The organism is Wandonia sp. (genome assembly GCF_984588085.1).
Window position 1 is genome coordinate 77,943 of the sequence record NZ_CFIGVI010000006.1, and the last position, 12,296, is coordinate 90,238.

Here is a 12,296-nt window from a genome sequence, read left to right on the forward strand (position 1 = left end):
GACAGACTTCCTTTTATTTATTCCAATCCTTCCTTTCAAAAAACACCTTCTCTACTTTTCAGCATTCTACTGTTCGTTATTTCCGGAAACAGAACTATTTTTTACACCTGATTTTTTAGCATCTTTGTATGAACCCTGAAAATTGGTAGTTTTTATGAGCAATACTGCACCTGAAATTGATTTGGAAAAAGAACGTAAAGAGATTCTGAACGCATTTAAAGGCTTATTAAGAGCCAGTAAAGATAAGCGGGATAAAGAAGATACACGTCTCATCCGAAAAGCATTTGATGTAGCGGTTGAAGCACATAAAGATATGCGACGAAAAAGTGGTGAGCCGTACATCTATCATCCTATAGCTGTTGCGAGGATATGTGCGGAAGAAATGGGACTTGGACCTACAGCTATCATTTGCGCGTTATTACATGACACCGTAGAAGACACACACATAACGTTAGAAGATGTAGAAGACCTGTTCGGATCAAAAGTAAGGATGATTATTGACGGCCTGACAAAGATTCCTGAGGTTTTTGATGAGAACCTTTCCATTCAGGCTGAAAATTTCCGGAAAATGATTCTTACTATTTCCGATGATCTTCGGGTAGTAATGATCAAATTGGCTGATCGCCTTCACAATATGCGCACACTGGGAAGTATGCGCTATGATAAACGACTCAAAATTGCTAGCGAGACGTTATTTCTGTATGCACCCTTAGCGCACCGTCTCGGGCTCTACTCTATCAAAAGTGAACTGGAAGATCTTGCTCTTCGGTATAAAGAGCCGCAAATTTATTCAGAGCTTGAGGAAAAACTGGAAAAAACGAAGGACATAAGGAACCGTTTTATACGCCGTTTTGTTTACCCAATTAAAGTCGCTCTTGAAAAAGAAGGTTATACATTTGAGATTAAAGCTCGTACTAAATCCATTTCTTCAATCTGGAGAAAGATGCAAAAGAAAGGCATTCCATTTGAAGAAATATATGATCTTTTTGCCGTTCGTATTATCGTAGATGTTCCTGAAGCAGATGAAAAAGCTGCCGCATGGCGCATTTATTCACTGGTCACTGATTTCTACCAACCTAATCCGGATCGTTTGAGAGACTGGATTTCTACGCCTCGTGCAAACGGATATGAATCCCTGCACACGACGGTAATGAGTCCTACCGGCAAATGGGTGGAAGTACAAATCCGTTCCAAAAGAATGGATGAAGTCGCCGAAAAAGGATTTGCAGCTCATTACCGGTACAAAGAATCAAAGGGCGGTGATACCAAATTCGATCGATGGATTGCTGAAATACGTGACCTTCTTGAAAACACGGAAGGAGGAAATGCACTGGAGTTTATAGATGAGTTCAAATTAAATCTGTTTACAGACGAAATTTATGTGTTTACTCCCAAAGGAGACTTACGCGTTCTTCCGAATGGCGCTACAACGCTTGATTTTGCTTTTGATATCCATACTCAAATTGGTGAAAAGTGTCTCGGTGCCAAGGTTAATAACAAACTGGTTCCTTTATCCCATCTACTAAAAAGTGGTGATCAGGTAGAGATTATAACTTCTTCCAAGCAAAAGCCCAAGGAAGAATGGTTAAAGATGGTGACAACCGCACGTGCCAAGCAGAAGATCAAGATGGCTTTGAAGGAAGAAAGAAGAGTTATTGGCGGGGACGGAAAAGAAATTCTGGAACGGAAACTAAACCAGTATAACATCCCTTTCTCTTCCGAGAATATTACGTTCATGGAGAAGTATTTCAATGTTCCTTCTGCAACTGATTTATACTTTCTTATTGCCAAAGGGAAACTCAATCTGAAAAGACTCAAAGAACTGGAGCTGAAAAACGGACTTCTTCAACTTCCAATGGAGAAGATCAGGGACACGCGGGAAAAGAAATCTGCACTTAAAGAAATCAATCTTAAAGAGGATACTCTTATCATTGGTGAAGATTTCAAAAATATGGATTACAAAATGGCAAAATGCTGTAATCCGCTACCCGGTGATGACATCTTCGGTTTTATTACTATCAATGACGGAATTAAAATCCACCGTGATAACTGTCCGAATGCAACACAGATGATGTCCAAATATGCTTATCGCATTATAAAGGCAAGATGGAAAAACCAATATACTCAGGAGCGGGAAGCTACACTCCGTCTTATTGGACATGATGATCTGGGGATCGTCAATAATATCACGGATATCATTTCCAAACAACAACGTGTCAATATGAAATCAATTTCCTTTAAAGCCCATGATGGTATGTTTGAAGGAATTATCCAGGTACTCGTATACGATAAAGAGCATCTGGAGCAATTAATTTCAAAATTTGAATTAGTTGAAGGTGTGAAAACAGTAGAACGCTATTCGGTCGAGAAAGAATAATTTCTTAAAAGTTACACTAAATCCAAGTAAAATGTTTAGCTTTACGGCTTAATTTTGCGCTATGCAGAAGGAAGAATTACAAGAGACAGTTCGTAATATTTTTTCCGCTTATCTGGAGAAAAACGGGCACAGGAAAACTCCTGAAAGATTCGCCATACTTGCTGAAATTTATAATTATGATGGTCATTTTGATATCGAAACTTTGTATATCGAAATGAAAAATCAAAACTATAGGGTAAGTCGTGCGACACTTTATAATACAATAGATTTGTTGCTCGCCTGTAATCTTGTCCGCAAACACCAGTTTGGAAAGAATCTGGCTCAATTTGAGAAATCACATGGTTCTAAACAACACGACCATATGATTTGCACAGATACAGGAGAAGTTATTGAATTCTGTGACCCTCGTATACAGGCAATCAAACAAACTGTCGAAGAACTTTTCGGTGTAGAAATTCAACACCACTCCCTCTATTTTTACGGAGTTAAGAAAAATAAGTCGAAAGACAAAGAAGCATGAAGCAAACTCCGCTCATAGAAAAGCACGATAACGTGTTGGTAATATCTATTTCAGGAAAAATCCTGAACAATAATGATGACCACCCTTTGATTGATGTTGTAGAGGACAACCTTCCTGCTCATAAACAATTTGTTTTTGACATGTCTGCTCTCGAAGCAATGAATAGTTCAGGAATTAACCTGTTTCTGAAGCTTTTTACAAAAATTCGAAATATGGGGGGAGAACTGATTTTTTGTTGTATCCCTCCTGCGATAAACCAACTTTTGATTGTTACTAAGTTAAATTCAATATTCACAATTAGTGCAGATCTTTCATCGGCACTAACTAAATTAAAATCACAAGACGCATGAAAGTAGACGTTTTGTTAGGTCTTCAATGGGGAGACGAAGGTAAAGGTAAAATTGTTGATGTTCTTACACCAAAGTACAATGTCATTGCCCGATTTCAGGGAGGACCCAATGCGGGACATACACTGGAGTTCGAAGGAATAAAACATGTCCTTCATACAATTCCATCAGGTATTTTCCGTGAAAACGTACTGAATCTAGTAGGAAACGGTGTTGTTATAGATCCTGTTATTTTCAGAAAAGAGCTGGAAAAACTGGCTCCTTTTAATATTGACATCAAAAACCGCCTGCTTATTTCTAAAAAAGCACACCTGATTCTTCCTACGCACCGGCTTCTCGATGCAGCGTCCGAAGCTGCTAAAGGGAAAAAGAAAATCGGTTCCACTCTGAAAGGTATCGGACCGACCTATATGGACAAGACCGGTCGTAACGGACTTCGTGTAGGAGATATATTCCTGCCTACTTTCAAAGAAAAGTATGATGCTCTTGTTGAAAAGCATGAAGGAATTCTGAAACATCACGAAGATTTCGAATATAATCTGGAAGAGCTGGAAAAAGAGTGGATGGAAGCGATTGACATTCTAAAGAACCTAACATGTGTAGATAGCGAAACATTTATCAACAACTGTCTGAGAGAAGGTCGTTCGGTACTTGCTGAAGGGGCGCAGGGAACACTTCTTGACATTGATTTCGGTACGTATCCTTATGTAACATCTTCCAACACAATATCTGCAGGAACCTGTACAGGTTTGGGAGTCGCCCCAAATACAATCGGAAATATCATCGGAATTTTTAAGGCATATTGTACACGCGTTGGTTCCGGTCCCTTCCCTACTGAGCTTCACGATGAAGACGGAGAGAAGATCCGGGTTGAAGGTGGAGAGTTCGGAGCAACAACCGGACGCCCGAGAAGATGTGGATGGATTGACCTTCCCGCCTTGCGTTATGCGATCATGATCAACGGTGTAACAGAGCTTTCTATGATGAAGGCTGACGTATTGAGTATCTTCGAAAAAATCAAGGTTTGTACACACTATATCATGGATGGCAAGAAAATTGATTATCTTCCTTACGATATAGACAGTGTTGACGTAAAACCTGTTTATGAAGAAGTGAAGGGATGGAACACAGATATTACTCAATTGAGAAGTATGAAGGATGCTCCACAGGAACTGAGAGATTATATCACATACCTGGAAGAGCAGCTTGAAGTACCGATCACTGTAGTAAGTGTCGGACCTGACCGCGCGCAAACATTGGATTACAGAAACAGAAATTGATACGATTCAATCTCACATATCTTAAAATTGCGCTTTTCCTAAGCGCAATTTTTTTTCTTGTCAATAACCTGACAGGGCAAAGACTTATTGAGTTACTACCCGGATCGGATAAACTGATCATCAATACTTCGGAAGAATATCAAAAGTTGATCGGAAATGTGCGGTTCAAGTATCAGGGACATCTTATGTATTGCGATTCGGCTTTGTTTTACGATAAAACAGGAGAAGTATATGCTTATAGCCGTGTTCACATCAATAAAAAAGATACCCTGAATCTTTTTTGCGACTCCCTATATTACAATAGTACTACTAAAAAAGCGAAACTTTGGGGGAATGTACGTGTACGGGATAGAGAATACAAACTAGAAACAGACACAATGGAATATGATGCAGCACAAAGTGCTGCTATCTACCGGCATGGAGGTACAATTACTCATATCCAACGCAGTGACCAACTCACTTCTCAAGTGGGGTATTACTATCCTGACTCTAAAAATTTCTTTTTCAGGAAAGATGTTGTTTTTGATGATGAAAAATACCATGTTGTTACTGACACCATGAAGTTCAATAGCATTCAGGAACAATTATTCTTTTTCGGTAAGACACATATTCATCAAAAAGAGGACACTACTGATATATTCTGCCATAAAGGCTATTTTAATATGGCCAATAACGAGGGCGAATTTATTGACTCAGCTGAAATTCATCGTCCAGGGCAATTAGTTACAGGAGATACACTACGCTACCGGTCAGAAGATGAAATTTCGATCGGGATCGGGAATGTCCGGATACGAGATTCTGTTGAGAATGTAGAGTTCAGAAGTCATTACATGTATTCCAACGGGTTGGAAAGAACAAAACTACTTACTGATAAAGCGTATGCTATTTTCTTTCAGGAAGAAGATACAACCTATATAAATGCAGATACTCTTTTTGCTGTTTCTGACAGTCTGGATGAAATAGAAACCATGAAAGCGTATTATAAAGTAGAAATATTCTCTACGAAATATCAGGGAGTATGTGACTCCCTTACCTATTCAGGTACTGATTCCCTATTACGTCTCTATCGTATGCCTGTTCTCTGGAATGACAACAATCAGTTAAATGGTGATTTTATCACTGTTAAACGGGATGCCAAACACATCAAACATGCACGAATAGAAGGAAAAGCTCTGTCTGTCTCTGAACTGGATTCTGGACTTTATTATAATCAGGTTTCCGGTCGTGAAATGGATGGTTATTTCAAAGACGGAGATTTGCACCTCCTCCATGTACAGGGAAATGCTAAAACCCTTTACTTTCCGGAAGAAGAGAAAGAAAATGACACTGCTGTTGTGGTAACCCGATCAGGAATGAATAAGCTGGTAAGTAGTGAGATGAAATTGTACCTGGATAGCGGTGAGGTTGTAGGACTTACAAATTTTGATAATCCGGAAGGCGTTTTCTACGGGATGGAAAAGATACCGGGAAATGAGTTAAAAACAGAACATTTTATCTGGCATTCTGAAATCCGTCCGAAACGACCGGAATTATTTACAACAACTACAACTTTACTGACTCCACTTCCGGAAGAGACACCGAAAGAATCAGAAGAGACACAATCAAATTCGGAAGCCACGCAGGAAGAAGAGTAAATGTTGTTTTACTTATTTCTCTACTCCATAATTATCATTCCACTCTTTAGCTTTAGGGTCACGTAATTTTCCAACTGAATTCCCTACAATCATTGAAACAGCCGCATCTCCTGTAACATTCACTGTGGTTCGCAACATATCCAATGGACGATCAATCGCGAAAATAAGGGCCAATCCTGCTTCGGGAATTCCTGCCTGTGCCAAAACAATTACCAACATAACCATTCCCGCTCCCGGAACAGCTGCCGAACCAATACTCGCTAAAGTAGCAGTAACAATAATTCCGAGCTGTGTTGTCAAACTCAGATCCATACCAAATGCCTGGGCTATAAAAATGGCCGCCACAGCCTGATACAGACTCGTTCCATCCATATTAATTGTAGCACCGATTGGTAATACAAAACTTGCTACTTCTTCATCAACCCCGAGGTGTTCTTCTACCCTTTCCATTGTAACCGGAAGAGTGGCTGCCGATGAACTTGTACTAAAAGCAAGTAGTTGTGCGGGAGAGATTCCATTGATGAAAAAACGAGGTGTTTTTTTTGTGAAAAAGTAGACCAAAGCACTATAAATAATGATCATTAACAATAATCCTATAATAACACTGATTGCATATAACAATAAGGCACTAAACAAATCTGCACTGGGGGACTCCACAACCAATGCTGCCAAAAGAGCAAAGACCCCATAAGGAGCTGCCAACATAATGAGATCAATCAGTTTAAGAATTACCTCATTAAATCCATCAAAAAAAGCTTTCACAGGAGCCGATTTATCCGAAGGAATAAGAATGAGCCCTATACCAAAGAAAATAGCGAACACAATAACCTGTAACATATTTCCATTGTCCGAAGCGGAGGCGAAAATATTACCCGGAATTAAATCTTCCAAAGCCCGCAAAGGTCCTGCTTCTTTTTCTTTATTTGCCGACTCAATTTTTTCATCTGCGTCAGAACTATAGCTCGCCACCAATTCGTTACGGGTTTCCTCAGTAATCGACTTCCCGGGTTGGATGATATTCACCACGATCAAACCAATGGAAACTGCAATAATGGTTGTAGTAATATACGTACCGATAGTACGGAACCCCATCTTTGATAAACTCGAAATATCTTTGAGGTCTGATACTCCTTTTATTAATGACGCCAGGATTAAAGGAACAGCAATCAATTTCAGCGCATTGATAAACATATTCCCGAATGGTTTAATCCAATGCTGTACGAATAAAGCAGCCCGGGATGTTTCAGTTGATTTATCCGAAACGATAATTTCAACCGTTTCACTCCCCCAACTTGTGTTTACCAAAATCAGACTGAACAGCACACCGGAGAACATACCGATTAATATTTTCCAATGTAATGCCAGTTTCTTTTTTCCTTTCGTCATAGGTTACTTTAATTTATAGCTGTATACCGAAGCCAGTGATCCATTACTGTAAGAGCTGCCATTGCTTCTACTATCGGAACAGCTCTAGGGACCACACAGGCATCATGTCTTCCTTTTCCTTTTACAATAACTTCTTCTCCCCTGTTGTTCACAGAAGGCTGATCTTTCATCAATGTCGCCACCGGTTTAAAAGCAACCCTGAAAAAGATGGTTTCCCCGTTCGAAATTCCTCCCTGAATTCCTCCGCTGAAATTGGTTTGCGTAGAACCGTCCGGATTCAACAGGTCGTTGTGTTGAGAACCTAACATCTCGGCTGCCTCAAAACCTGAACCGTATTCAAATCCTTTTACAGCATTGATCGATAACATGGCTTTTCCTAAATCAGCATGTAGTTTATCAAAAACGGGTTCTCCCAACCCCACAGGAACACCCTGAATGATACATCGAATACAACCACCCACTGTGTCCCCATCCTTTCTGACTTCTCTGATAAGATCCTGCATTTTGTCCGCTACATTAGCGTTAGGACATCGCACAGGGTTATTCTCTGTTTCCGAAAGATCTATACGATCGTCTTCGGAGAGACGAATACTTCCCACCTGATCTACAAAAGCAAATATGTCAATTCCTTTTTCCGTAAGAAACTGCTTCGCCAATGCTCCTGCTACTACACGACAAGCTGTTTCCCGTGCGCTGGATCGTCCTCCGCCTCTATAATCTCTGTGCCCATATTTTTTATCATAAGTAAAATCAGCATGAGAAGGACGATATACTTCTTTCAGATGTTCATAATCGGAAGATTTTTGATTTTCGTTGATGATCTGAAAACCAATTGGTGCTCCTGTTGTCACGCCTTCAAAAATTCCGGATAAGAATTGAACTGTATCTGACTCTTTTCTCTGCGTAACAATCGCTGACTGCCCCGGCTTTCGTCTGTCCAGTTCTTCCTGAATAGCTTGCAGGTCAATTGAAAACCCAGCAGGAAATCCGTCGATGATTCCTCCTATTGCCACACCGTGCGACTCACCAAACGTGGTTAAGCGAAACAAAGTACCGAAAGTATTTCCGGCCATAGCTTAATGTGTAATAGTTTCTTCACAAATTCGAAGAATCTCGCGAACCTCTTCCAATGTAGGAGCTTCTGCATATGTTCTGAGAACGGGCTCCGTACCGGAAGGTCGGATCATCAACCAACGATCGTCGTCAAAGAAGAACTTGAAACCATCAGTCGTTTCAACTCTTTGCACCTGGTATTTACCAAAAGAAGTGTACTTGTTTGCCTTGCAACTTGCAATAATGGTTTGTTTTAACTCCTCTGTAATGTGTAAGTCACTTCTTTCAAACTTAAATGCCCCTACAATTTCGTATACTTCTTCGATTAGATCATCCAGTGTTTTTCCGGATTTAGCCATGAATTCCCAGATAATTAATCCCATCCAGATTCCATCACGTTCAGGAATATGTCCCTTAACAGCAATTCCTCCCGACTCTTCTCCTCCGAGTAAAACATCTTCATCCACCATAATTCCGGCAATGTATTTAAACCCGATCTTAACCGTCTCGTGATCCAGTCCGTAATGTTTACACATACGCTCAATACGAGGGGTACAACTGAAAGCAGTTACTACCTTTCCTGTCATTCCCTTATATTTAACCAGGTAATGAATCAGTAACAAAATAATATGGTGTGAATCTACAAATTCTCCTTTTGCATCGTACAAGCCAATCCGGTCCGCATCCCCGTCTGTTGCTAAAGCACAATCGATGGTTTTGGAATCTTTAATATAGGCCGAAAGTTCCTGTAAGTTCTTTGCTATTGGTTCCGGAGCCTGTCCTTTAAAGGAGGGATTATACTCACAGTGCAATTCTTTGGTATCCGGCAAAATCTGACGAATAACATTTTGTCCTGCTCCGTACATTGCATCAAAAGCCAGACGAACACCCGATTTTTGGATTGCTTCCAGATCAAACGCATTTCGCACAGTATCTATGTATTCGCGTTCCAGATCAACTGAAGAAGCAAGCCCCGTTTCAAGTACTTCTTCCCAGGTAAAATCACGATATTCATTTGCATGATCCGGAATTCCATCTTCAATCTCCTGTACTTTATCCGGGGAAAGAGGTCCACCGTAATGCGCTTTCAGTTTATATCCGTTGTAACCGGGAGGATTATGCGAAGCTGTGAAAACAATTCCTAAAGAAGCCTCGTATCGGACAGCTCCAAGGGAAACCATCGGTGTCGAAACAAATCCTTTTGCATATTTTACAGCAATTCCATTCTTTACAAACACTTTAGCTGCTGTTTGCAAAAACAATTCTCCTCCAAAACGACAATCGTGACCGAGAACTACTGAAGGTAAATCGTAATTGTCCAGTAACCAAACAGCTACTGCTTCAGAAACTCTTGCTACGTTTTGTGTTGTATAATCTTCTCCGATAATGGATCTCCATCCATCCGTACCAAACTTTATTTTTGTCACATTCATGTTCTAACTCTGTTCTTTCCTACTATTTACAGCGACTAAAATAAGGAAATCCCCTGACTAAAGGAAAAAACGAGCGGAGAATATGGAAAACGGGAATTATTTCTTTAATCGGTCTTTGAAAACCTTTCTAAACTTCTCTACTTTGGGACGCACAACAGCATTACAATAAGGGTTTTCCGGATTATTTTCAAAATAATTCTGGTGATAATCTTCAGCCGCGTAGTAATTCGTCAACGGAGAAATTTCTGTGACAACCGGGTTATCAAATGCCCCAGACTCATTCAGCTTATTCTTATATAGCTCTGCCAGTCTTTTCTGTTCATCCGAATGATAAAAAATAACAGATCTGTATTGTGTTCCGATATCATTCCCCTGCCTGTTTAAAGTAGTTGGATCGTGAACAAACCAGAACACTTCCAGTAATTCCTCAAAAGAAATGATAGCAGGATTAAAAACGATGCGCGCTACTTCTGCATGACCTGTAGTTCCCTCACACACTTCTTTGTAGGTAGGATTCTTTTTATGCCCTCCCGAATAACCGGAAGTAACGGAAATAACACCTTTCAGATCTGCGAAACACGCTTCAATACACCAAAAACAACCGGCTCCAAAAGTAGCTGACTCTGTTTTTGTATTTATCTCTTTCTCCTTTACTGTTAATTCTTTTTCCATTTTTTTTACTTCTGACTTTTGGGACATACAAGCATTCAGTCCTGCCATGGACAAAAATAATCCAAAAAGCACACTTACCTGTTTCATTTTTCCTCCTTTTTAAATTCCAATGATTCAGAATTCACACAATAACGCAATCCTGTTTGCTTGGGACCATCATCAAAAACATGCCCCAAATGCCCGTCACATTTAGCACACATGATTTCAATCCGTTGCATTCCGTGTGACAGGTCTTTTGCCGTCTTTATGTTTCCGTTATCAATGGCGTCATAGAAACTAGGCCATCCACAACCTGCATCATACTTGGTTTCGGAAGAAAACAATGGATTATCGCACGCTGCGCAATGATACATTCCTGTTTCTTTGTTGTTCCAGTATTTGCCGGTATAAGGAAGTTCTGTTCCCTTCTCACGCAGAATCCGGTACTGTTCAGAACTTAATTCTTCTTTCCACTCTTCTTCCGTTTTCCTGACTGTTTCCTGTGACAACAGACCAAAACTAAAGCATAGCATGAGTAAAAGTAAAATATATTGTATTGCTCTCATATCTTTCGTTTTCATTCTATAACAACTACGAAAACGAAAGGTTTTTAGATTTTATTTATTTCTCCGGGAAATTTGTTGAAAAAACTTCCTCACAATTAGCTTTGATTTTCTCACAGAGTTCATCTGTAGGTAAGTCGTTATCATCTCTTCCGAAAGGATCTTCGATTTCTTCTGCCAACACCTCCATCGAAACCAATACGTAGAATACGAATACGACAACAAGAATTGACCAGTAACCAAACGAAGTAATGAAAGCCAAGGGCATTGTAGTTACATAGAGTACAATAAATTTCTTAAGAAATAAGCTGTAGGAATATGGAATTGGTGTGTTTTTGATACGCTCACAAGCCCCATATATATCGGCAAATGTTTTCAGGTTAGTATCCATTATCATCATTTCAACATCCGAAATATTCCCTGCCTTTTTTTCTTTTTCAAGCTGATTATACATACTATTCACCAGTGTATTGGGAATATGTGATGATTCATCCAATAGTTTTCTCTCCTCTATTGTAAGATCTAATTCTTTGAGAATAACTCCGCTTCGTAAGTGTTCTTTAACGGCGTACGTAATATTGGGAATCATACGGCGAAAAAAGGACTTCGTCTCTTCTGACACTGAACTTGTATTTATTTTAATTGCCAAATTACGTGTATTATTAACCAACTCCCCCCATTTCTTTCTACCTTCCCACCATCTATCATAACCAGTATTTGTACGAAAAACAAGAAGAAGTGATAACACGAAACCTACCAATGAATACACAGCCATTAAATCCTTTGTCCACTTTGCATCGGGTAAGTAGGTAATTTCAATATACGTAAGAATAGAAGTTAGAATCGCCATGTACAGCAACTCTTTCCATAGCATTCTGACAGTATCACTCTTGTGAATAGATAGAATGTGTAACACCCAGGATTTAGGATCGTATTTTATCATTGAGGAAGTTTTCGTTTTTTATCCCGGATTTGTCTAGTACCTTCCGGTCAATATTTCATATCTGTCCGCAAAGGTAGGTAAACGGTAAAAAACAGTTTGACTCTTTTGA

Annotated in this window: 11 protein-coding genes; 5 read left to right on the top strand and 6 right to left on the bottom strand. The window is 39.7% G+C overall.

Annotated elements, in window-relative coordinates; genetic code table 11:
- The first annotated feature begins 154 nt into the window (after positions 1 to 154).
- The 5 genes from AC4PL9_RS04065 to AC4PL9_RS04085 all read left to right on the top strand — a co-directional run bounded on the left by AC4PL9_RS04065 (position 155) and on the right by AC4PL9_RS04085 (position 6,158).
- Positions 155 to 2,377 carry a RelA/SpoT family protein gene (locus AC4PL9_RS04065; RefSeq protein ID WP_491603499.1) on the top strand — a complete coding sequence of 741 codons (2,223 nt, stop codon included), beginning with the start codon at positions 155 to 157 and terminating at the stop codon, positions 2,375 to 2,377.
- A 61-nt stretch (positions 2,378 to 2,438) separates the two neighbouring features.
- On the top strand, positions 2,439 to 2,897 hold the full coding sequence (locus AC4PL9_RS04070; RefSeq protein ID WP_343786758.1) for a Fur family transcriptional regulator: 459 nt from the start codon (positions 2,439 to 2,441) through the stop codon (positions 2,895 to 2,897).
- Positions 2,894 to 3,247 (top strand): STAS domain-containing protein, encoded by a 354-nt coding sequence (locus tag AC4PL9_RS04075; RefSeq protein WP_491603500.1) that lies wholly within the window; start codon positions 2,894 to 2,896, stop codon positions 3,245 to 3,247. Before AC4PL9_RS04070 ends, AC4PL9_RS04075 begins: the two co-directional genes overlap by 4 nt.
- Positions 3,244 to 4,524 (top strand): adenylosuccinate synthase, encoded by a 1,281-nt coding sequence (locus AC4PL9_RS04080; protein WP_491603501.1) that lies wholly within the window; start codon positions 3,244 to 3,246, stop codon positions 4,522 to 4,524. The genes AC4PL9_RS04075 and AC4PL9_RS04080 overlap by 4 nt, the downstream gene beginning before the upstream one ends.
- Entirely contained in the window at positions 4,521 to 6,158 is a 1,638-nt protein-coding gene (locus AC4PL9_RS04085; protein ID WP_491603502.1) for an OstA-like protein, read from the top strand. The genes AC4PL9_RS04080 and AC4PL9_RS04085 overlap by 4 nt, the downstream gene beginning before the upstream one ends.
- A 12-nt stretch (positions 6,159 to 6,170) precedes the next feature.
- Here the strand turns inward: AC4PL9_RS04085 and AC4PL9_RS04090 are convergent, their stop codons facing one another.
- The 6 genes from AC4PL9_RS04090 to AC4PL9_RS04115 all read right to left on the bottom strand — a co-directional run bounded on the left by AC4PL9_RS04090 (position 6,171) and on the right by AC4PL9_RS04115 (position 12,187).
- On the bottom strand, positions 6,171 to 7,544 hold the full coding sequence (locus AC4PL9_RS04090; RefSeq protein ID WP_491603503.1) for a dicarboxylate/amino acid:cation symporter: 1,374 nt from the start codon (positions 7,542 to 7,544) through the stop codon (positions 6,171 to 6,173).
- A gap of 8 nt (positions 7,545 to 7,552) precedes the next feature.
- On the bottom strand, positions 7,553 to 8,617 hold the full coding sequence (gene aroC, locus AC4PL9_RS04095) for a chorismate synthase (protein WP_491603504.1): 1,065 nt from the start codon (positions 8,615 to 8,617) through the stop codon (positions 7,553 to 7,555).
- A 3-nt stretch (positions 8,618 to 8,620) separates the two neighbouring features.
- On the bottom strand, positions 8,621 to 10,030 hold the full coding sequence (locus tag AC4PL9_RS04100) for a phosphohexomutase domain-containing protein (RefSeq protein WP_491603505.1): 1,410 nt from the start codon (positions 10,028 to 10,030) through the stop codon (positions 8,621 to 8,623).
- A 96-nt stretch (positions 10,031 to 10,126) separates the two neighbouring features.
- Positions 10,127 to 10,789 carry a peptide-methionine (S)-S-oxide reductase MsrA gene (msrA, locus tag AC4PL9_RS04105; RefSeq protein WP_491603506.1) on the bottom strand — a complete coding sequence of 221 codons (663 nt, stop codon included), beginning with the start codon at positions 10,787 to 10,789 and terminating at the stop codon, positions 10,127 to 10,129.
- Complete coding sequence (gene msrB / locus AC4PL9_RS04110; RefSeq protein ID WP_491603507.1) at positions 10,786 to 11,247, bottom strand: peptide-methionine (R)-S-oxide reductase MsrB; 462 nt, start codon at positions 11,245 to 11,247, stop codon at positions 10,786 to 10,788. The genes msrA and msrB overlap by 4 nt, the downstream gene beginning before the upstream one ends.
- Positions 11,248 to 11,302: 55 nt before the next feature.
- On the bottom strand, positions 11,303 to 12,187 hold the full coding sequence (locus tag AC4PL9_RS04115) for a bestrophin family protein (protein WP_491603508.1): 885 nt from the start codon (positions 12,185 to 12,187) through the stop codon (positions 11,303 to 11,305).
- Positions 12,188 to 12,296: the final 109 nt, after the last annotated feature.